This window comes from Saccharothrix sp. NPDC042600 (genome assembly GCF_040647305.1).
GTDB lineage: Bacteria > Actinomycetota > Actinomycetes > Mycobacteriales > Pseudonocardiaceae > Actinosynnema > Actinosynnema mutabilis.
Window position 1 is genome coordinate 15335 of sequence record NZ_JBEZBW010000081.1, and the last position, 22318, is coordinate 37652.

Here is a 22318-nt window from a genome sequence, read left to right on the forward strand (position 1 = left end):
GGTCCGGGTGGAGCGTCAGAGCAGGCAGGAGATCCAGTACGAGCCCGAGGTGTCGCGGTGGACGCCGTGGGTCTCGCTCGGGAACCCGGGGAACTCGCGGTCGAACCCCTCCAGGGCCCGCAGGTACCGCAACACCGGCCCCTCCGCCTCCCCGGCGCTCTCCCCCGGCATCAACACCGGGATCCCCGGCGGCGTCGTGACCACCATCGTCGCCACCGTGCGCCCGGCGATCCCGGCCAGTCGCACCGACTCCGTCCCGCCCCGGATCAACCGCTGGTAGGCCTGCGCCGGAGTGGCGACCGCCGGCGTCGGGTGGGTGAACGCCTCGTCCAGCAACGCCGTCAACTCGCTCTTGCTCAACTGCGTGTGCATCTGCTCGCACAACGCGGGCAACGACAACCCGGCGTACCGGTCCGGGTACTGGCGCACCAGCTCCGGCAGCACCTCCGCCACCGCGGCACCCCGGTCGTAGAGCGCCTTGAAGTCCAGCAACGCGTCCAGCAGGGTGCCCCACTTGCCCTTGGTGATGCCCATCGAGAACAAGATCAGGCACGTGTACGCGTCGGTCTTCTCCACCACGATCCCACGCGCCTCCAGGTACATCGTCAGCACCCGCGCGGGGATCCCCATCCCCCCGACCTGGCCCAGCGCGTCGACGCCCGGGCACGTGATCGTCACCTTCACCGGGTCCAGCAGGCAGAACCCGTCCTCCATGCCCTCGAACCCGTGCCACTCCGCGCCGGGCGCGAGCGTCCAGCACTCCGCACGGGAGCGCAGCAGGTCCAGCGGCGCGTCCGCGAAGGCGTGCACGGCCCCCGTCACCGGATCGGTGACCTCCCCGGGCTGCCACGTCCCAAAGAACCAGTCGGGACGGTCGCCGGCGTCGCGGATCCGCCTGCCCAGCCTCGCCACGGCCTGCCGGAACCGGATCGCCTCGGTGATCGCCTCGTCGGTCAACCACCGCCCGCCCGGACCGTCCATCATCGCGGCGGCGACGTCCAGGCCGGCGATCATCGGGTACAGCGGGGACGTCGTCGCGTGCATCATGAACGTCTCGTTGAACTGCCGGTGCTCCACCGGCGACCGCGGCGAGTTCTTGACGTGCACCATGGAACTCTGCGACATCGCGGCCAGCAGCTTGTGGGTGGACTGGGTGGAGAACACCGTCGGGCGCACGTCCTCGGGCAGGGCCTCCGCGTCGACCGACATGCCGTACCGCCGGGCGTAGAGCGGGTTGAACCGCGCGTAGGCGAACCAGGCTTCGTCCAAGTGCAGGCGCGGCACGGTCTCGCCCAACAGCTCCGCCACCCGCACCGCGTCGTAGCACAACCCGTCGTACGTCGAGTTCGTGATCACGGCGTACACCGGCTGCGCGGCGGCGGCGCCTTCCGCGAACGGGCTGCGGCGCACCGCCTCCGCCACCGCGTCCGCGCGCATCGCCGCCGGCGGGATCGGCCCCATGAGCCCGTACCCGTTCCGCGTCGGCACCAGGTACACCGGCCGCCCGCCGGTCAGGGTCAGCCCGTGGTAGATCGCCTTGTGGCAGTTGCGGTCCACCAGCACCAGCTCGTCGGTCGCGATGCTGGAGTGGCAGGCGATCCGGTCGGCGGTCGAGTCGCCGTGCAGCACGAAGTAGGTCAGGTCCGCGCCGAACACGCGCGCGGCGTTGCGCTCGGCGTCGCCGATCGGGCCGGTGTGCTCGAACAGCGACCCCAGCTCCGCCACGGAGATCGACAGGTCGGTCCGGAACAGGCGTTCGCCGTAGTAGTCGAAGAACGCCCGCCCGGCCGGCGACTTGAGCAACGCCACGCCGCCCGCGTGCGCCGGGGTGTGCCACGAGTACTCGTGGGTGTCCTCGAACCGCCGCAGCTCCCGGAAGAACGGCGGCAGGACGCCGTCGAGGTACCGGTCGGCGGCCACCCCGATCCGGCCCGCGATGAAGTCCGGCGTGTCCTCCAGCAGCCACACGTACCCGGACACCGCCTCCGACACCCACAGCGGCAGGTCGTCCACGGAGGTCGCGGTGGTCACCAGGAACACCGGCAGCTTGGTGAACCGGCCCATCAACGCCCGCAGCACCGACTCGGGCGCGTCCAGGTTCCAGGACACCAGCGCCGCCGCCAGGTCGGCCCGGCTCTGCGTCAACGCCAACGCGTCCTCGGCGGTGTGGGCCCGGACGACGGCGTGGCCGTCCTCGCGCAGCTCGGCGCACAGCGCCTCCACCTGGTCCAACGCGACCGCACCGCCGGAACCGCCGTCCACCGCGACCAACACCGTTGAGCGAGACATCGTCGACTCTTCTCCGTCGGGCGAACCCCCTGCCCCACGACGAGTCTCGTGACCACCGAGCCGCGCTGTCGATTACTCGATGGCGTGACGCTGTCCCCACCCGGGTGACCGGACCCCGATTTTTCGGCATTCACGCGCCGACGTCCCGCCGCGCGAACACCACACCGGACACCAGCACCAGCCCGACGGCCCACGCCACCATCGTGACGCCGCCGACCACCGGGGACAGCATCCCCTCCGCCGGGTAGTCCCGCGCGAACATCTGGGCCCCGGCCACGTCCGGCAGGTAGGCGGCCAGCGGCGTGACCTTGGTGAGCAGGAACGTCACCGACACCAGCGCCGAGTTGACGATGAACAGCACCAGCGGCACGACCGCGTTGCGCGCCAGCACCCCCACCGCGAACGCGATCAACGCCGAGCACACCCAGTACACGACCACGCCCGCCACCCGCCACCCCAACCCGCCGAGCGCGGACAGCGGCACCGCCGCGAGCACGGTCACCCCGGCCAGCACCGCCGACACGACGGCGAGCACCACGGCCTTCGCGCCCAGCAGCACCCCGCGCCGGGGCACGCACAGAACGGCGGTCGGTCCGTCGCCGGTGGCGATCAGGACGCCGAGCACGATCACCCCGATCGTCCCGAAGGGCAGGGCGGTGAACCCGGCGTCCGGCGAGACCCGCGCGTTCAGCAACGCGATGGCGGTGGTGCCGAGCACGCCGATCCCGGCGGCCAGGTAGGTGGAAGGCAGGGTGACCAGCTTGACCACTTCGGCCCGGACCGCGTTCAGCACGGCTCCACCAGCGCGAAGAACGCGTCCTCCAGGGACGCGTGGCCCGCGGTGACCTGCTCCACCGTGCCGCGCGCGACGACCCGTCCGGCGTGGATCACCACCAGGTCGTCGGCGGTGGCCGCGACCTCGGCCATCACGTGGCTGGACAGCAGCACGGTCCGCCCCTCGGCCGCCCGCGCGCGCAGGAACCGGCGCAGCCAGCGGATGCCCTCGGGGTCCAGGCCGTTGAGCGGCTCGTCCAGCACGAGCACCGCCGGGTCGCCCAGCAACGCGGTCGCGATGCCCAGCCGCTGCCCCATGCCCGTGGAGTAGGAGCGGACCCGGCCCGCGCCGGTCAGGCCCACTTGGTCCAGCACCTCCGCGACCCGCGTGCGCGGGATGCCGTTGCTGCGCGCCACCCACGCCAGGTGGGCGCGGCCGGTGCGGGACCGGTGCGCGCCGCTGCCGTCGAGGGCGGCCCCGACGGTGTGCAACGGCCGGCGCAGCCGCCGGTAGGGGGTGCCGCCGATCAGCGCGGCGCCGGCGTCGGCGCGGTCCAGGCCGAGCAGGACGCGCAGCGTGGACGACTTGCCCGCGCCGTTGGGCCCGAGGAACCCGGTCACCCGGCCGGGGCGCGCGGTGAAGGCGACGTCGTGCAGGACGGTGCGGCGGCCGTGCCGCTTGGTGAGGTCGTCGATCTCGATCACGCGCCCACCCTCGACCCGGCCGCCCGGAGGCGCATCGGCCAAAGGTTGACTTCAGCGCGGGCCGGCCACGAACCCCGACTCGTAGGCCAGCACGACGAGCTGCGTCCGGTCGCGCACCTCCAGCTTGTCGAACAGCCTGCTCAGGTACGTCTTCACGGTCGCCCGGCTGAGGAACAGCTCGGCCGCGACCTCCTCGTTGGACAGCCCGCGCACGATCGCCGCGACCACCTCCCGCTCCCGCGCGGTCAGCGCGTCGAACCGCGCCCGCGCCCCGGTGCGGCGGGCGGCGAACTCGGCGACCACCCGCCGCGTCACCTCGGGCGCGAGCAGGGCGTCCCCGCGGTGCACGGTCCGCAGGGCGCGCAGGATCTCGGCGACGCCGGCGTTCTTGAGCAGGAACCCGGTCGCGCCCACCCGCAGCGCCTCGTACACGTACTCGTCGAGGTCGAAGGTCGTGAGCACCACGACCCTGGTGCCGGCCGCCGAGTCGAGGATGAGCCGCGTCGCCTCCAGACCGTCCACCACCGGCATCCGGATGTCCATCAGGACCACGTCCGGCCGCAACCGCAGCGCGCCGTCGACCGCTTCCCGCCCGTCGCGCGCCCGCCCCACCAGCACCATGTCCGGGGTGGCGGACACCAGCTCGCACAGCGAGTCCCGCAGCTCGTCCTGGTCCTCGGCGACGAGCACCCGGATCCGCTCACCCATGCGCCACCACGGCCCGCACCACGAACCCGCCCCCGTCCCGCGGCCCGGCCGCGAACACCCCGCCCAACGCCTCGACCCGCTCCCGCAACCCGATCAACCCCTGTCCCGCCGCCCCGCCGACCGGCCCCGGACCGTCATCGGCCACGACGACCTCCACACCGCCCGCCGACCGCGTGACGGCGACCTCGCACCGGGCCCCCGGCGCGTGCCGCACGACGTTGGTCAGCCCTTCCTGCACCACCCGGTACACCGCCAACCCGACCGTCGGCGGCAGGTCCCCCACCGAGACCTCGGCCCGCACGTCCACCCCGGCCGCCCGAGCCCGGTCCACCAGCGCCCCGAGGTCGGCCACGCCGGGCGCGGGCTCCCGCGCCGCCCCGTCCCGCACCGCGCCCAGCACGGTCCGCAGCTCGTCCAACGCCTGCCGCCCGGTCGCCTCGACCCGCACGAGCCCGTCACGCAGCCGCTCGACGTCGTCCCCGGCGACGTGCGCGGTCACCCCGGCGGTCACGGCGATGGTCCCCAACGAGTGCGACACCACGTCGTGCAACTCGCGCACGACCCGCAGCCGCTCGGCGAGCACGGCTTGCTCCCGCTCGGCACGCGCGCCCCGCAGGGCTTCCTCACGCTCACGCCGCACCGCCGTCCCCAGCCGCCACGCGCCCACGGTGACCAACACGCTCACCGCGACGTACCGGGCGACGCCCTCGCCGTCCGGCGTCCCGACCGCGACCAGCACGAACACCGCCGTGCCGAGCGCCGCGGACACGACCTTCACCGGCCCGCCGCGCGTCGCCGCCACCCGGTACAGCGTCCACGCCGCCGCGATGAACGGGTCCTGCGCCACCCCCGCCACCGCGCCCACCATCGTGGCCACCGCCGTGATCCCGAACGCCGTCACGGGGAACCACGAGCGCAGCAACACCCCCAGCACCAGCACACCCACGAGCGCCGGCTCGACCGGGCCGACCAGCGGCAGCCAGAACACCACCACGCACAACGCGGCCACGCCGGCGTCCACGGCCACCGACCGGTACAGGCGATCCACACCCGAACCCTACGGACCCAGGCGGATCGGCAGCGACGCGTAGGACGGGATGAGCACCCCGCGAGCCGCCCGCCGCGGCCCCACCACGACCGGCCGCCCCGACCGGAACACGCCCCGCACCAGGTGCCCGATCTCGGCTTGCGCGAGCGCCGCGCCGAGGCACAGGTGCCGCCCCGCGCCGAACCACAGCCGGCGGTTGCGCGGCGCGTAGGGCTGGTCCAGGGAGAACCGCCCGACCGCGTTGTTGGCCACGTAGGTCAGCAGCAGCACCCGTTCCCCGGCCCGCATCCGCTTGCCACCCACGGTCACCGTGCGCGCGACGTGCCGTCCGATGACCGGTGCCGGCGTGGTGACCCGCAGCCCTTCCCGCACCGCCGCCGTCAGCAACTCGGGCGACTTCAGCAGCCGGTGCTGCTCGCCCGTGTCGTGCAGCAACGCCACCGTCCGGGTCATGGCGGTGGCGGCCGTCTCGGTCCCGGCCACCATCAGCAGGGCCGCGAGCCCAGAGGTCTCCTCCAGGCTCAACCCCAGCTCGCGGCACCGCCTCAGCAGCGTGCCGGCGTCGTCGGCGGCGAACGCGGCGGGCACGTTGCGGGTCAGCTCGGCCACGATCGGCTTCGCCCGCGCGACCACCTCGGGCGGCAACCCGGTCGAGGTGGCGCTGCCCAGCGCCAGCGCCGCGAGCCGCTCGCCGGTCTCGAACAGCCCCAGCGGATCGTCGTCGGGCAGCCCGAGCAGCTCGCCCATCATGCGCCCGACCAGCACCCGCGAGAGCCGCGCCAGGTCCACCGCCCGCCCGGCCTCCAGCCGGTCCAGCGCCGGCCCCAGGGCGGGGTCGAACACGCGCCGCACGAGCTCCCGCGCGGACGCGTCGGTGAACAGGTCGCGCGCCCGGGACCGCAGGTCGGCGTGACCGGGCCCGTCGAAGATCCGGTTGACGTAGTCGCCCAGCACCTGCGCCCACAGGTGCCCCACGCCGCCCTCGCCCAGCAACGTGAAGTGCTTCCCGTCGTTGAGCACCGCCCGGGCGAGCACGGGATCGGACACGACCCACCCCAGGCCCGGCACCCGTCGGACGGGCCCCAACACCCCTCCCCCGCGCAGCAGCGCGAACAACGCGGGCCGACTCGCCCACAACACCCGGTCCTCGTGCCACCGCGCCAACACCATGATCGGCATTGTGCGCCGGCCGGCCGCCGGATCTCGTGCGTGGAACTACGCAAGAACCCCGGGTTCAGGCGCGCGGGGCGGCCGGCGCTCAGTTCTTCTCCGCCATCGCCGACACGACGGACCGGATCGTCGGGTGCCGGTACAGCTCGCGCAGTTGCAGCGGTGGCAGGCCGCCCTCGCGCATCCGCGCCCCGATCCGGACCGCGAACAGCGAGTTGCCGCCCAGCTCGAAGAAGTCGTCGTCCAAGCCCACCGGCACGCCCAGCACCGAACCCCAGACCTCGCGCAGCCGGGACGCCAGGTCGTCGCCCACCGGGGCCTCGACCTCGCGGACCGCCACCGTCGGCGCGGGCAGCTTCGCCGTGTCCAGCTTGCCGTTCGTCGTCAACGGCAGGGAGTCCAGCGCGGTGACGGTCGTGGGCACCATGTAGTCCGGGAGGATGTCCGCCGCACGCTTGCGCACGCCGGCCGCCTCGCCCGACGCCAGCACCACGTACGCGTCGATGCGGGCGGTCGCGGCGTCGTCCGGGTCGTCGCGGCGCACCACCACCGCCGCCGTCCGGACGTCCGGGTCTTCCAGCAGCACCGAGCGGATCTCGTCCAGCTCGATGCGGAACCCGCGCACCTTCACCTGGCTGTCGATCCGGCCCAGGTGCTCCAGCGCGCCGTCGGGCCGCAGCCGCCCCAGGTCGCCGGAGTGGTAGACGCGTCCCGGCGCCACCGGGTCCTCGGTGAAGCGTTGCGCGGTCAGGTCGTCGCGCTCCAGGTACCCCGTGGCCACGCCCGCGCCGCCCACCCGGATCTCGCCCGGCACGCCCGGCGGCAGCAGCCGCCCGCGCGGGTCCACCACGTACAGGTGCCAGCCGGGCAGGGCCGGTCCGACCGAGCGCGAGCCGGCCAGCGCGTCCGCTCGGGTGACGGTCTGGTGGGTGACGTGCACGGTGGTCTCGGTGATGCCGAACATGTTCACCACCCGGCACCGCGACTCGGGGTGCACGTCGAACCACGGCAGCAGCGCCCGCTGGTCCAACGGCTCACCGCCGAACACCACCAACCGCACCACCAGGTCGTCGTGCCGGACGTCGAGCAGCTGCGCGAACGCCGACGGCGTCTGGCTGAGCACGGTCACCCGCTGCGCCGCCAGCAGGTCCCGGAACCGCTCCGGCTCGCGGGAGACGAAGTAGGGCACCACGACCAGCCGGCCGCCGGTGAGCAGGCAGCCCCAGATCTCCCACACCGAGAAGTCGAACGCGCTGGAGTGGAACAACGTCCACACGTCGTCCGACCCCAGCCGGTACTCGTCCCGCGTCGCGTCCACCAACGCGATGACGTTGCGGTGCGGCACCACCACGCCCTTGGGCCGCCCCGTGGACCCGGACGTGTAGATCACGTAAGCCGGGTCATCGGCCGAACCGGACTCCACAACGGTGTCACCGACGACGTCGTCCGGCGAGACCGCCGTGGCACCCGGGAACTCCGCCAGCCGCGTGACCACCAGCTTCAACGCCGCGTCCTGCGCCGTGTAGGCCAACCGCTCAGCCGGGTAGGCGGGATCGGTGGGCACGTACGCCGCGCCCGCCTTGAGCACGCCCAACAGCGTCACGACCAGCTCGGCGGTGCGCTCCAGGCACACCCCGACCCGATCGCCCGCCGCCACACCCGACGCGCGCAACCCGCCGGCCACCGCGTCCGACCGCTCGTCCAGCTCCCGGTAGGTCAACGACACCTTGCCGTCCGTCACCGCCACCCGGTCCGGCGTGCGGGCGGCGATCGCGCGGAACGCCGTGTCGATGCGCGTCGGCGTGGTCCGCAACGCCTCGGCGGGACGCCCCAGAGCAGCGACCCGCGCCCGCTCCGCCGCGTCCAGCAGCTCGACGTCGTCGGCGGCCACCGAAGGGTCGGCCACCACCTGGCCGTGCACGTGCGCCAGGTGCCGGGTGAACTGCGCGACCTGGTCCGGGGAGACCCGCCCGGCCTGGTAGTCGCAGCGCAGCCGGACCGTGCCACCCTTGCGCCACAACGAGAACGTCAACGGCAACGGCGGCGTGAGGCACGGCCGGTACTCGTCGATGCCGAAGTCCACGAAGGACGCGAGCAGACCGGCCACGGCCGGCTCGTCGGTGGGCTCGACGCCGGCCCCGGGCGTCACCCGCAGCACGCCCGCGTCCGTGCCGATCACCGCGAAGCCGGGCGAGTCGACCGACGCGTACCGCACCAGCGTGATCGCCAGCGCCGTCCGCCAGGTCTCCTCGGTGCCGGCGTCGGCCAGCAGCACCGGCAGCTCGACCGACCCGGCGGCCACCGGCCGCGCGGCGGCGGCCCAGTCCGGGAGGTCCGCCGCCGCGACGGACGCGACCGAGCCCCGGACCGGCTGCACGGGCGCGCCGCCGGTCAGCGCCGCCGCCGTCGCCCGCAGCCCGGCCGCGTCCAGGAAACCCCGGTCCGCCACCAGCACCAGGTCCGCGACCCCGTCCCGGTAGCGCAGCAACGTGCACCGCAGGTCACCCACCGGACGACCCAGCTCGACCGCGCGCCGCCGCGCCGCGAGCGGGTCGGCCGACCCGGCGGGCACGTCCTCCACCCACAGCCGGGTCGGCGCGGTCAGCGCCTCCGGCCGCACCGGGCCGGCCAGCCGGACGCGCAGCGCGTGGCATCGGGCAGCAGAAAACACTTGTCCCCCTTTGTCGGTGCGTCAGTGCGTCAGTGCGCGGTGAAGCCGCCGTCGACGGTCAGCACCGAGCCGGTCACCTGGGCCGACTCGTCGGAGACCAGGAACACCACCGCCCCGGCCACGTCGTCCGGCTCGACCAGCCGGTTCATCGGCTGCGACTGGGTGAAGGCCGCCACGTGCTCGTCGGCCGGGACGTCCAGCGCGCGGGCGATCTCGCGCAGCATCCGGCCCTCGGCCTCGGCGGTGTCGCGGACGTTGCCCGGGCACACCGCGTTGACCCGCACCTTCATCGGCGCGTAGTCCAGCGCGGCGGCCTTGGTCAGCCCGACCAGGCCGTGCTTGGCGGCCACGTACCCGGCGAAGTGCCGGTAGCCGACCAGGCCCGCGGTGGAGGCGATGTTGACGATGCTGCCCGAGCGCTGGTCGCTCATGGTCCGCCCGACCTCGCGGATCAGCCGCCAGGCCCCCGTGAGGTCCACGTCGATCATGAGCGACCACTCGTCCTCGGTGATCTCGTGCACCCGCTTGCCCGAGGGCGCGGCGATGCCCGCGTTGTTGACCACGGCGTCGATGCGGCCGTAGCGCTCACCCGCGAGCGACACGGCGTCGCGCACCGACGCCGTGTCGCGCACATCCGCCTTGGCGGTGAGCACCGACGCGCCCCGGTCCCGGCACAGCCCGGCCGTGTGCTCCAGCTGGCCGGCCGACCCCAGCGGGTACGGCACGCCCGGCAGGTCCGCGCACACGTCCAGCAGCACCAGGTCCGCGCCCTCGGCGGCGCAGGCGAGGGCGGTGGCGCGCCCGATCCCCCGCGCCGCGCCCGTGATGACGACGACCTTCCCGGTCAAGCGCATCGGTGTCCCCTCAGACCGCGGTGTCGATCAGCTTGAGCAACTGCGGGGCCGACTCGGTCAGGTACATGTGGCCGCCGGGCAGCTCCACGTACTCGAACCCGGCCCCGGCGACCTCCGACCAGCGCGCGGCCTCGGCCGCCGTGACCAGCGTGTCCTCCGACCCCCGCAGGGCGGTGATCGGCGCGGGCAGCCGGTCGTGCGCGCGGGGCCGGTAGTTCTCGTGCATCTCCACGTCGGCGCGCAGGGTCGGCAGGATCAGCTCGCGCATCTCCGGGTCCCGCAACGCCTCGTGGGTGAAGCCCGCGAACTCCGAGACCCGCTCCAGGAACTCGTCGTCGGCCAGACCGGTGGCCCGCCGGGGCCGCTGGGTGTGCGGCTCGGGCGACCCGCTGACGACCAGGTGCCGCAGGGTCAGGCCCGGCTCGGCGACCACCCGGTGGGCCAGCTCGTAGGCCAGGACCGCGCCCAGGCTGTGCCCGAACAGCACCACGTCCGTGCGCCCGTCGAGCTGCTCGACCAAGTCGGGCAGCAACTCGTCCGCGGCGACGTGCGCGTCCCGGTAGGGCTCGGCGTCGATGCGCCGCTCCCGGCCGGGCAGCTGGAGCGGCAGCACGTCCAGCCGGTCACCCGCGTGCGCCGCCCACGGGTGGAAGAACGAGGCTCCCGCCCCGGCGAACGGCAGGCACACCAGTCCGATGCTCACTTCACGCGTCCCCTCACACAGGTTGGCCGATGGGCCGGATGACGATGGTGTTGACGTCCACGCCGGAGGGCTGGCCCAGGGCGTAGACGATGGTGTCGGCGACCTGGTCGGCCGACAGGAGCAGGCCGTCGGGCAGCGCGCCGAACTCGTCCCAGAACGGGGTCTCGGTGCGGCCGGGCGAGATCAGCGTGACGCCGACGCCGTCGGCGGTGACCTGGCGGCGGGTGTTCTCCGCGAGGGCCGTGACGGCGAACTTCGTGATCCCGTAGATGTTGCCCGCGGCGTAGACGTGCCCGGCGACGCTGCCGACGAGCACGAGCCGCCCCTTGGTCTCCTTGAGCGCGGGCAGCGCGGCCCGCACGAGGAGGGCCGGTCCGAGCACGTTGGTCAGGACCATCTCCCGCCACTTGGCGGGGTCGCCCTCGGCGATGTCGTCGTGCGAGGCCCACCCGGCGTTGCCGACCGCGGCGTCCAGCCGGCCGAACCGCTCGACCGTGGTCGCGACGGCCTCCTGCACGAAGTCCCAGTCAGCGGCGTCGCCCTGGATGGTCAGCAGCTCGTCGGGCTCCCCGGCCTCCTTGGCGAAGGTCTCCAGCCGCTCCTTGCCACGCCCGACCACGGCGACCCGTTGCCCCTTGGCCAGCAGCTGCCGCGCGGTGGCCGCGCCGATCCCGCTGCCGCCGCCGGTGATCAGGGTGACGGGTGTGTTGGTCATGTGGTGCTCCAAAGGGTTGTGCTGATCAAGACCGGCCTAGCTTGGCAGCTTCTTCGTGAACGTCACCGGCAGGCTGGTCACCCCGCGCCCCACGGAGTTGTCGTACAGCCAGGCCACCTCCTCGTGCGGCACGCCCAGCGCGATGTCCGGCAGCCGCCGCAGCAACGTGTTGAACGCGATCTCCCCCTCCAACCGCGACAACGGCGACCCCGGGCAGAAGTGCGCGCCGTGCCCGAAGGAGAAGTGCCGGATGTTCGCCCGGCGGATGTCCAGCCGGTCCGGGTCCTCGAAGACCTCCGGGTCGCGGTTGGCCGAGCTGATCATCAGGTGCACGAACGACTCCTTGCCGATCGGCACCCCGTGCAGCTCCATGTCCTCCGCCGCCACGCGCAGCGTCCCCCGGTACACCGGCGACTCGTAGCGCAGGAACTCCTCGATCGCGTTCGGCGCGTGGTCCGGGTTCGACCTCAGCAGCTCCAGCTGGTCGGGGTGCGCGAACAGCGCCTCCATGCCGTTGCAGATCAGGTTCGCCGTCGTCTTGTGGCCGGCGTTGATCAGCAGGACCAGCGTGGACACCAGCTCGTCGTTGGTGAACCGGCCGTCCTCGTCCGCCGCGCGGATCAACACGCTGACCAGGTCCTCGCCCAGGCCCTCGGCGCGGCGGCGGGCCAGCAGGTCGCTCAGGTAGCGCTCCATGCTGTCGCTGGCCCACTTGAGCTTCGCGTTCTCCTCGTCGGTGTGGTACGGCGCGCCGCTGAGGTACAGGCCCCACTCGTGCAGCTTGTCGCGGTCCTCGAACGGCACCCCGAGGAACTCGCAGATCACCTTCAACGGCAGCAGCAGCGCGAACTCGGTGAACAGGTCCGCCCCGCCCTCGCCGAACGCGTCGATCAGCTCGTCGCACGTCTGTTGGATCTTCGGCCGCAGCTCCCGCATCTTGCGCGGGGTGAACGCCTGCGCCACCAGCTTGCGCAGCCGGGTGTGCTCGGGGGCGTCCGCGGTGAGCATGTTCCTGATCAGGATCGGGCTGGAGTCCTTGAGCAGGTCCTGCCACCACGCCGGCGCCTTCGACACGCTCTTGGACAGCCGCGGGTCGGAGAACATCCTGCTCACGGTCTCGTAGTCCATGACCACGTACGCCTCGGCCCCGACCGGGTGGTTGACCTGGTGCACCGGGCACTTCGAGCGCAGCGCGGCGTTGTCGGCGTGCCGGTTGGGGTTGGGCTCGGTGAAGAACTCGGGCGGCAGCTTCTCGTAGTCGACGCCGGACGAAGCCTCGGTGCTCATTGCATCTCCTCCGATGACGGTCATACGGCCACTGCTTCCGGACGGGGCAGGGTGCGGATGCGCTTGGACAGGGTCGGCAGCGCGGCCACCCCCGAGATCAGGCACATCGTCACGAACACCCACGTCGAGCCGGCCAGGTCGAACACGGCGCCCACGACGAACACGCCGAGCGGGGCCGCGCTCATGGACATGAAGAACACCGCGCCCAGCACCCGGCCCTGGACCTTGTCCGGCGCGACGGCGGCGAGGTAGGACAGGAACAGCGTGCTGACGATCGGGCCGCGGATGAACACCAGCGTCACGATGATCCCCAGCGGGATCACGCCGGGCGTGACGGCCAGCAGGACCGCCACCACCGGGCCGACCCACGCGCCGCACAGCACGATCACCGACGGCTTGACCTTCTTGAACACCCAGCCCGCGACCAGCGAGCCGACCAGCCCGCCGACCCCGGCCATCGCCAGCGTCGCGCCGATGAACGACTCCGACGCGCCGCGCGTCTGGGCGGTGGCGATCAGCGCCAGGAAGATGCCGGAGTGGGTGAACGCCATGTTCGACCCCATGATCCAGATGATCAGCGGGCGCAGGATCGGCTGCTTGAAAAGGAAGCGGAACCCCTCGGCGGTGCCGCGCTCCTCCTTGGTCCGCTCGCCCGAGTCGACCTGCATCGGCTTGCGCACGAACAGCAGCAGCACGGTCGAGACGAGGAACCCGATCGCCGACGCCAGGTACGGGAACGCCCGCGCCACGCCGAACAGCGCGCCACCGATCGGCGGCCCGGCCATCGTCGCGCCGAAGTACCGGATCTGGTTCTGCGCCGTGGCCTGGGTGAGCTGCGAGGCCGGCACCAGCGCCTTGATCGCGGCCAGGCCGGCGGGCTGCGAGATGCCGAAGCACACCGCGGAGGCCAGGGCGATGCCGAAGATCACCGGCATGGTCGCGTTGTCGGTGAAGATCAGCAGGCCGAACAGCCCCAGCAGGACGACCCGGACCAGGTTGCAGCCGATCAGCAGCAGCCGGCGGTCCAGCCGGTCGGCGAGCGTGCCGCCGGGGATGGACATGACGCTGGCGGTGACGAGCTGCGCCGAGCCGACGATGCCCGCGTAGAGCGCCGAACCGGTGGTGGCCAGGATGAGCAGCGGGTAGGCGATCTCGGCGGTCTCCTTGGCGACCGCGGCGAACGCCTCACTGCTCCACAGGGCCTGGAAGTCCCGGTTCTTGATCAACGGCTTCTCGGGCGCGGCCGGCTCGGCCTCGACGGGCTCCGCGGTCAGCTCGCGTGGTTCAGTGGACATCCACGACCTCATTCCGGGCCGGCGCCTGGCCGGGCAACGTGGTGAGCAACTCTTGGGCGAGCCGGTGCACGTGCGGCTCGGTCAACACCGACCAGTGGTTCCCCGGCACCGGCCGCACGCGCACGCCGCCGCCGTACAGCGGGGTCAGCCGGGAGGCGAGCCTGGCCGCGCCGCGCGCGTCCGCGTCCACCTTGAACACCACGGCCGGGCAGTCCACCGGGCGCGGCCGGTAGGTCGCCAGCACGCGCGCCTTGTCCAGGAACAGCCTGCGCAGCGCCGGGTTGCGGCGCACCTGCCGGCCGATCTCGCCGATGTTCAGCGCGCCGGCCGCCTGGATCCACACGTGGCTGTAGAGGAACTCCGGGTCCAGCCCGATCGGCACCCCGACCCGGCCGGGCACGAAGGCGTCCAGGCACAGCAGCACGTCCACCTCGAACCCGCGCGCGAGCAGGACGCGGGCCATCTCGTGCGCCACCACCGCGCCGAACGACCAGCCGCCCAGCGTGTACGGGCCCTCGGGTTGGACCGCCAGCAGCGCGTCCACGTGCTGGGCCGCCGACTTCTCCACCGACCGGTGCCCGCCGGCGTCCGGCTCCAGCCCGTACACCGGCCGGTCGGTGGCCAGCGCGTCGGCCAGCGCCTGGTAGCTCAACGCGGTCCCGGCGGCGTCGGCGGCCAGGAACAGCGGCCGTCCGGCGCCCTCGCGCAACCGCACGGCCCGCACCGGGAGCGGCGCGGCGACGGTGCGGGGCCGGTCCCGCTCGGCCAGCTCGACCAGCCGTCCGAACGTGGGTTCGCGGGAGAACTCGGCGAGGGACAACGAGATCCCGGCCTCCTCGCGCAACCGGCTCATCATGTTCAGCGCGATCAGCGACTCGCCGCCGAGCCCGTAGAAGTGGTCGGCGTCGGAGGCCGGCGGCTGGCCCAGGGCCGTGGTCCACAGCCGTTCCAGCACCGGCCGCACCGAGTCGCCGAGCACGGGGGTGGGCCGCGCCTTGGCCTTCAGGACGACCGGGGCGGGCTGGTCCGCGTTGGGATCGGTGCCCAGGAACGGGTGCGGCGGCAGCGAACGGCGCACGGGCTTGTCGCCCGCGAACACCGTCTCGCCCAGCACGTCCACGCCGCGCTCCCACAGCACGCCCAGCGCCCGCAGCAGCCCCAGTTCGCCGTCCTCGGCCCGCCCCAGCAGCGGCACGCCGGTCTTGGCGCCGTCCCAGCGGGAGTTCCACCGGACCGTGCCGAGCATGGTCGCGCCGGGACCCAGCTCCAGGAACGTGTCGACGCCCGCGTCCAGCAGGGTTTCCACGCCCGCGTCGAGCAGGACGGGCCGGGCGAGCTGGTGGGCCCAGTAGTCGGGGCCGGCGACCGCGTCCGGGTCGGCCCACGTGCCCGTGGAGTTGGACACCAGCGGCAGCACGGCGGGCTTGGCCTCGGTGCCGGCGACCACCCGGCGCAGGATCTCCGCCGCGGGCCGCATCGCCGCGCAGTGCCCGGGCCGGTCGACCGCCAGCATCCGGAGATCCAGTCCCGCCAACGCCTCCCGGGCGATCAGCTCGTCCACATCGGACATCGGACCGGACAGCACCACACCGCCGCGGCTGATCACCGACACCTCGACCGCGCTGCCCGGACCGATCCGGCGCAGCACCTCCTCGGCGGTGCCGTTGACCGCGACCATCCGGCCGGGCGGGGCCGCCCGCCACACCGCCTGCGCCCGTTCGTGCACCAGCGCGGCGGCGTCGCCGGGCGACCACACCCCGGCCAGCGCGGCCGGCGCGAACTCGCCGATGCTGTTGCCGAACATCCCGACCGGCGTGATCCCCCAGTCCATCAACTGCCGGCCCAGCGCGTACCCCAGGGCGAACAGGCCGAGTTGCTGGTTGGCGCCCTCCTCGAACCACTCCGGACCGCCGTCCGTCGCCGCCACGACCGGTGTCAGGTCCACCCCGCACCGCTCGCGCACCGCGTCGCGGATCTCGTCGAACCAGCGGCGGAACCCGGGCAACAGCCGGTAGGCGGGCGCGCCGGCGTTGTAGCGCAGGGTGCCGTGACCGGGGAACAGGAACGCGACCTTGCCCAACGGCCTCGGTTCACCCGGATCACCGGCGGCGGCCAGGGCTTCGGAGGCCTGTGCGGGGCCGTAGACCGCGATCGCCTGGCGGTGTTTGTGCTGCCGCCGCTCGGCGAACGTCCGCGCCACCGCGTGCAGGTCCGGTTCGGTGCGCACGGCCTCGGCGAGGTCCGCGCGGAGCCTGGCCAGGGCCTCGGGGGTGGCCGCCGACAGGGGCAGCACCGTCCCGCCCGGCTTCGGCCGCGCCGGCTGCCGCTCCGGGGCCTGCCGGAGCACGACGTGCGCGTTGGTGCCGCCCACGCCGAACGAGCTGACCGCCGCGATCCGCGTGCCCCGGTCCGGCCACGGCCCGTGCTCGGTGCACACCCGGAACGGCGTGCCGGCCAGGTCCAGCAACGGGTTCGGGGACTCGAAGTGCAGGCTGGGCACCACTTCCCCGTGTTCGAGCATCAGCACGGTCTTGATGAACGACGCCACGCCGGCCGCCGCGCTGGTGTGCCCGAGGTTGCCCTTCACCCCGCCGAGCAGGCAGAACCCGGTCTCGTCGGTGGACATCCGGAACGCCTCGGTCAGCGCCTGCACCTCGACGGGGTCGCCGATCGGGGTGGCGGTGCCGTGCGCCTCGACGTAGTCGATGTCGGCCGCGTCCACCCCGGCGAGCTTCTGCGCGTAGCGGATCACGTCGCGCTGCCCGGGGATGGACGGGGTGGTGTAGCCCATCTTCTCCGCGCCGTCGTTGTTCAGCGCCGAGCCGAGCACGACCGCGGCGATCCGGTCGCCGTCGGCCAGCGCGTCCTCCAGCCGCTTGAGCACGACCACGCCGACGCCCTCGCTGGGCACGGTGCCGGTGGCGCTCGCGTCGAACGGGCGGCAGTGCCCGTCGGCGGACAGCGGGCCTCCCGGCTCGTGCCAGTAACCCCACTCGCCCTTGGGCGACACGGCCACGCCACCGGCCAGCGCCGCGTCGCACTCGCGCGAGATCAGGCTCTGCACCGCCATGTGGATGGCGACCAGCGAGGTCGAGCACGACGTCTGCACGGTCACCGCCGGGCCCCGCAGCCCCAGCTTGTAGGCGACGCGGGTGGCGACGTGGTCCTTCTCCAGCCCGATCAGCCGGGCCAGCGGGCTCAGCTCCACGCCGGTGCCGGAGTGGGTGCGGTCCGCTCCCGCGTACACGCCGATCCAGCCGTCGAACCGGGTCGGGTCCAGGCCCGCGTCGTCCAGGGCGGACATCGCGGTCTGCAGGAACACCCGCTGCTGGGGGTCGATGCCCGCGGCCTCGGCGCGGCTGTAGCCGAAGAACGACCAGTCGAAGTCGGCCGAGTCGGCCATGACCCCCTTGGCGGGCACGAAGTTCGGCTGTCTCACGTCCGCCGGGTCGGCGCCCCTGTTGCGCACCAGGTCCTCGACGTCGAACCGGGTGATGCCCTCGACGCCGTCGCGCAGCAACCGCCAGAACTGCCCGACGTCGTTCGCGCCGGGCAGCCGGCAGGCCATGCCGACGACCGCGACGGCGTTCTCGGTGTTGGTCACCTCGTCCCCCATCCTCAGTGGTGCCACCGGTTTCCGCGCACCGCCGCCCCGTTCGCGCCGGGCGGCGGCGGGCGGGTCAGCTCCGGTCGGTGCGGCGGTCGCGGACCGCGCCGAGCAGGCGGTCGCGGCTGCTGCCCCGGCCCGCGGCGGTGGTCTCGGCGGGCGCGGCGAGCAGCTCGGCCTGGCCGCGCACGGTGCCGGCGCGGAACAGGTCGACGGTGCGCAGCGCGCGGCCGGAGGCCTGGCTGAGCCGCTCGACCAGGATCACCAGCCGCAGCGAGTCGCCACCCGCGTCGAAGAAGCTGACGTCGTCGTCTACGTGCTCGGTGTCCAGGACCTCCTGCCAGATCGACCGCACGAGGCCCAACCGGGCGGCGGGGTCGTCCAGGTCGGTCTGGTCGGCAGCGGGCTGGTTCAGCACTTTGTCCTCCGGGTCGCGTGCGAGGTCGGCGGCGCTTCGGCGCAGGGCGGCCAGGACGTTGTCGGTCGTGGCCGCGGTGAACAGCTCCGCCGGGTGGTTCAGGGACAGTTCGAGCCGGTCGCGCCCGGTGGAGGTGTCCACGCGGACGAACAGCGCCAGGTCCCACTTGCTGTACTCGGGGTGCAGCGGCTGGAAGCGGCCGACCACGCCGGGGGCCAGTTCCAGCGGTTGCGCCGGTTCGGCCAGGTTGACCAGGACCGGGGTCAGGGGCGGGCGGGCCAGGTCGCGATCGGGGTCCAGCGCGGCGGCGATCGCGTCCAGCGGCACGTCCGAGTCGATGAAGGTCTCCATGCCCGCGGTGCGGGCGGTGCGCAGCAGTTCCCGCCAGGTGGTGTCGGCGTCGAGCCGGACGCGCAGCACCAGCGTGGTCATGAACATGCCGATCACGTCGGCGGCGGCCGGGTCGTCGCGGCCGGGCCAGACCACGGCGAACAGGAAGTCGGTCTGCCCCGTGGTGCGGGCGAACGTCGCCGCCAGCAACGCCACCCCGGTCATGAACGCGGTGCAACCCTCTTGTGTGGACACTCCCAGGACGGCTTCGGTCACGTCGGCGTCCAGCAGGGTCTCCGCCGTGGCGCCGATCAGTGACAGCTCGGGGTCCTCCGGGTCGCCGTCGTAGGGCAGCGCGACCGTCGTCGGCGCGCCGCGCAGCCGGTCCACCACGCCCGCGACCCGCTCGGCGAACCCCTCGTCGTCGGCCGGGCCGTCCTGCACCAGCGCCGGGTGCGGCGGGGTGGTCAGCTCCGGCTGCGCGCCGCGGGCGAAGGCCCGGTAGGTGGCGCCGATCTCCTGCACCAGCAACTGCCGGGACACGCCGTCGAACACGATGTGGTGCACCGTCAGCACGAGCAACGTCCGCTCGGCGTCCAGGCGGATCACCTCGGCCCGCGCCGGGGCCTCCTCGGCCAGCTCGAACGGCGTGTAGCACAGGGCTTCCACCAGGCGCTCGACCTCGTCGGCGGTCCAGCCGTCGGCCTCGGCGTCGGTGAACCCGACCTCGGGCGGCGGCCCGTCGGTGGTGTACTCCACCCGCCGCGCGGCGGGGTCGAGCCGGAACCGCGAGCGCAACGCCGGGTGGCGGCCCAGGGCGCGGGCCACGGCCGCGGTCAACGCCTCGCAGTCGACCGGTCCGGTGAATTCCAGCACCGTCGGCAACAGGTAGCTGGGCCGCAGTCGTTCGACCCGGTCCAGAATCCACAGGCCCTGCTGCGTGGGTGTCGCCGGGTGCCAGGCGCCGACCGCCGCCAGGGCGCGCGCATCCGGCATCGATCGCATGAGTTCCCCCAATGGATTCCACCTGGGCGAGAATGGCCCCAGTGCCCCCTCGCAAGCTCCTTCCCGGAGCCGCCGAATGGACCGTAGGCACGGCCGCCGAGTTCCGTCAAGCGCACCGCTTCGGCAATTCAAGTCCTATTTGGACGTCCACACTTCGGTACCGAACCCGACGCGGTTGACGATTTCGCGAACGTGGTGCTTGACTGGCTTGCCGTGGGGCACGACCACGTGTCGAGCCCGCGGCGAGGGGACTGGGGAGTTCGTTCTGGGGTGTTCACTCGGGGGTTCACGCGGTGGTTCACGCGGTGGTCGAAGTGGCTGTGTCCGACACTTTCCCGTAGGAGTGCGGCCCACACCGTTCACATTCACCGATTACCGCTCACCGACGAGCGGTGAATGACCTCGACAATCGCACGTCCGGGCACCCGCCGATTCGGCGGGGCCATTGGCGGCGTGCGCGGCCAGAACCCCGCCCGGCCCCGTCGCCGACCGCCCACCGACCAGGAGTCCGCCGGATGGCTGTCTCCCGAACGATGAGGACACCGGTCATGCCCGTCCACAACGCGACCGTTTCCGGCTGCCCGGTGCACGCCGCCGACACCGACCTGGTCGATCCCCACCTCTACAGCGACGGCGACGCGCACGCGGTGTGGCGGGAGCTGCGCGCCCAGGACGGGTTGAGCTGGCACCAGGTCGACGACGAACGCGGTTTCTGGAACGTCGTGCACTTCCAGGAGACCGATTTCGTCCTGCGCAACACGCACCTGTTCACCTCCGAGCGCGGCACCATGCTGGAACTGCTCGGCATGGACGACCCGGCGGGCGGCCAGCAGCTCGCGGTCACCGACCCGCCCCGGCACACGATCATGCAGGCGCGGTTGAAGAAGGCCCTGGCGGTCAAGGCGGTGGACCGGCAGCGCGACACCATCCGCGAGCTGGTCGGCGACCTGATCGCCCCGATCGGCGACGGCGGCGTGTTCGACTGGGGCCAGGCGATGCTGGCCATGCCGATGTCGGTCACCGGCACGATGATGGGCCTGCCGCAGCAGGACTGGCCGTGGCTGAGCCGGCTGACCACGATCTGCATCGCGGCCGACGACCCGGAGTACCAGGACGAGGGCACCCGCGACGCGACCCTGCACATGGCGCACCGCGAGCTGTTCGCCTACTTCCAGGACCTGGTCCGGTTCCGCCGCGAGAACGCCGGCGACGACCTGATCAGCGTGCTGATCAACACCCGGTTCGAGGGCCGGCACATGTCCTCGGCGGAGATCGTGTCGAACTGCTACAGCCTGTTGCTGGGCGCCAACGTCACCACCCCGCACGCCCCGAACTACGTGATGGCCGAGTTCATCGAGACCGACGTGCTGCCGCAGTGGGCGGCCGAGCCCGAGGTCGGCGTCACCGCGGTGGAGGAGGCCCTGCGCTGGGCGTCCCCGGTCAACCACATGCTGCGCTACGCCACCCAGGACGTCGTCGTGCGCGACACCCCGATCGCCGCCGGTGAGGCGGTGGTGGTGTGGCTGGGCGCGGCGAACCGGGACGAGGCCGAGTTCCCGAACGCGGAGACGTTCGACATCCGGCGCAAGCCCAACAAGCACCTGGCCTTCGGCATCGGCCCGCACTACTGCGTCGGCCACAGCGTGGCGCGGGTGACCCTGCGCACGCTGTTCGAGGAACTGCTGGCCCAGTACGAGGACTTCGCGCCGGCGGGCAAGCCGGAACGCCTGGTCTCCAACTTCGTGTCCGGCTACAAGCACGTGCCGATCACGGCGAAGCGCCGTGCCTGACCTGCTGACCCGCCGAGAGCGGGCCCTGCGCTGGTTCGGCCCGACGACGGGCCGGGTTCGCCTGGTGTGCTTCCACTACGCGGGCGGCACGGCCTCGATGTTCCGCGACTGGCCCGGACGACTGCCCGAGGACGTCTCCCTGGTGGCGGTGCAGCTACCGGGCCGGGACACCCGCTTGGACGAGCACCCGCACGACCGCATGGGTCCGCTGGTGGCCGAACTGGTGGACGTCCTTTCGCCGGTCTTGGACACGCCTTTCGCGTTCTACGGGCACAGCATGGGCGCGCGGGTGTCGCTGTTCCTGGCACACGCGCTGCGCGCGCTGGGCGGCCCCGACCCGTTGTCGCTGTTCGTCGCGTCGAGCGCGGCCCCGGCGTTGATGACGCGGGTGCGGGGCTGGGACGAGTCGGACGACGGGCTGGTGCAGTACCTGCGTGACCTGGGCGGGACGCCACCGATCGTCTTCGAACGCCCGGACCTGCTGGAACTGTTCCTGCCCGCACTGCGAGCGGACCTGACCGTGGTGGCGACCGCGGGCCCACCCCCGCGACCGGCGCTGACCGTGCCGCTGCACGTGTTCTCGGGCGCGGACGACGTGGAAGCCTCGGCCGAACGCATGGCGGCGTGGAGCGAGGAGACAACCGGACCGTTCACGCACGAAGTGGTGAAGGGCGGCCACTTCTTCACACCAGAAGGCACAACCCACGTACTGAACCGAATAAGAAAGGGCCTGGCATAGCCAGGCCCTCCGCCGCGCAGCGGCGTGTTCTTGGTTGGGCTCCCAGCCACAAGGGGCCTTCGTGTTCCCCACCGTATGACCTGCCCGAAGGGCTACCACAGATTTCCCCGGGTGCCGCCGAAAGTTTTGCGAGGAACGAGCAAAAGTTTTAGCGGCACCCGGGGAAATCTGTGGTTGGCTCCGCCAGGTCATGCGGTGGGGAACACGCAG

The 22318-nt window shown here is 72.9% G+C and carries 16 protein-coding genes; 2 read left to right on the forward strand and 14 right to left on the reverse strand.

From position 1 onward, the window contains the following. Nucleotides 1-15: 15 nt before the first annotated feature. From AB0A74_RS32605 to AB0A74_RS32670, 14 genes are all read right to left on the reverse strand, one after another. The gene (locus tag AB0A74_RS32605; RefSeq protein ID WP_358255549.1) at nt 16-2289 is read right to left on the reverse strand and encodes an Orn/Lys/Arg decarboxylase N-terminal domain-containing protein; all 2274 of its coding nucleotides are present in this window, start codon (nt 2287-2289) and stop codon (nt 16-18) included. Nucleotides 2290-2419: 130 nt separating this feature from the next. Continuing rightward, nucleotides 2420-3082, reverse strand: a complete 663-nt coding sequence (locus tag AB0A74_RS32610) for a hypothetical protein (protein ID WP_358255551.1) — start codon at nt 3080-3082, stop codon at nt 2420-2422. After that, nucleotides 3076-3768 (reverse strand): ATP-binding cassette domain-containing protein, encoded by a 693-nt coding sequence (locus tag AB0A74_RS32615; protein ID WP_358255553.1) that lies wholly within the window; start codon nt 3766-3768, stop codon nt 3076-3078. Before AB0A74_RS32615 ends, AB0A74_RS32610 begins: the two co-directional genes overlap by 7 nt. 51 nt (nt 3769-3819) lie before the next feature. After that, a complete protein-coding gene (locus AB0A74_RS32620; protein ID WP_358255555.1) occupies nt 3820-4476 on the reverse strand; it encodes a response regulator transcription factor in 657 nt (218 codons plus the stop codon). Continuing rightward, nucleotides 4469-5524 carry a histidine kinase gene (locus tag AB0A74_RS32625; RefSeq protein ID WP_358255557.1) on the reverse strand — a complete coding sequence of 352 codons (1056 nt, stop codon included), beginning with the start codon at nt 5522-5524 and terminating at the stop codon, nt 4469-4471. The genes AB0A74_RS32620 and AB0A74_RS32625 overlap by 8 nt, the downstream gene beginning before the upstream one ends. Nucleotides 5525-5533: 9 nt before the next feature. Further along, the gene (locus tag AB0A74_RS32630) at nt 5534-6694 is read right to left on the reverse strand and encodes a cytochrome P450 (protein WP_358255559.1); all 1161 of its coding nucleotides are present in this window, start codon (nt 6692-6694) and stop codon (nt 5534-5536) included. Between the two features lie 88 nt (nt 6695-6782). Then, complete coding sequence (locus AB0A74_RS32635) at nt 6783-9365, reverse strand: amino acid adenylation domain-containing protein (protein ID WP_358255561.1); 2583 nt, start codon at nt 9363-9365, stop codon at nt 6783-6785. Nucleotides 9366-9394: 29 nt separating this feature from the next. Then, nucleotides 9395-10219 (reverse strand): SDR family oxidoreductase, encoded by an 825-nt coding sequence (locus AB0A74_RS32640; protein ID WP_358255563.1) that lies wholly within the window; start codon nt 10217-10219, stop codon nt 9395-9397. A gap of 10 nt (nt 10220-10229) precedes the next feature. Beyond that, nucleotides 10230-10922, reverse strand: coding sequence for an alpha/beta fold hydrolase (locus AB0A74_RS32645; RefSeq protein ID WP_358255565.1), 693 nt, complete (start codon nt 10920-10922; stop codon nt 10230-10232). A 13-nt stretch (nt 10923-10935) separates the two neighbouring features. Then, complete coding sequence (locus tag AB0A74_RS32650; protein ID WP_358255567.1) at nt 10936-11637, reverse strand: SDR family oxidoreductase; 702 nt, start codon at nt 11635-11637, stop codon at nt 10936-10938. A gap of 36 nt (nt 11638-11673) precedes the next feature. Next, nucleotides 11674-12924 carry a cytochrome P450 gene (locus AB0A74_RS32655; protein WP_358255569.1) on the reverse strand — a complete coding sequence of 417 codons (1251 nt, stop codon included), beginning with the start codon at nt 12922-12924 and terminating at the stop codon, nt 11674-11676. Nucleotides 12925-12944: 20 nt separating this feature from the next. Next, nucleotides 12945-14219, reverse strand: coding sequence for an MFS transporter (locus AB0A74_RS32660; protein WP_358255571.1), 1275 nt, complete (start codon nt 14217-14219; stop codon nt 12945-12947). Beyond that, nucleotides 14209-17823, reverse strand: coding sequence for a beta-ketoacyl synthase N-terminal-like domain-containing protein (locus AB0A74_RS32665; RefSeq protein WP_358255573.1), 3615 nt, complete (start codon nt 17821-17823; stop codon nt 14209-14211). The genes AB0A74_RS32660 and AB0A74_RS32665 overlap by 11 nt, the downstream gene beginning before the upstream one ends. 76 nt (nt 17824-17899) lie before the next feature. Next, nucleotides 17900-19570 carry a condensation domain-containing protein gene (locus AB0A74_RS32670; RefSeq protein WP_358255575.1) on the reverse strand — a complete coding sequence of 557 codons (1671 nt, stop codon included), beginning with the start codon at nt 19568-19570 and terminating at the stop codon, nt 17900-17902. A gap of 557 nt (nt 19571-20127) precedes the next feature. Here AB0A74_RS32670 and AB0A74_RS32675 point away from each other — a divergent pair. Beyond that, nucleotides 20128-21369: a cytochrome P450 gene (locus AB0A74_RS32675; protein ID WP_358255576.1), complete on the forward strand. Its 1242-nt coding sequence runs from the start codon at nt 20128-20130 to the stop codon at nt 21367-21369. Beyond that, nucleotides 21362-22108 (forward strand): alpha/beta fold hydrolase, encoded by a 747-nt coding sequence (locus tag AB0A74_RS32680; protein WP_358255578.1) that lies wholly within the window; start codon nt 21362-21364, stop codon nt 22106-22108. Before AB0A74_RS32675 ends, AB0A74_RS32680 begins: the two co-directional genes overlap by 8 nt. Nucleotides 22109-22318: the final 210 nt, after the last annotated feature.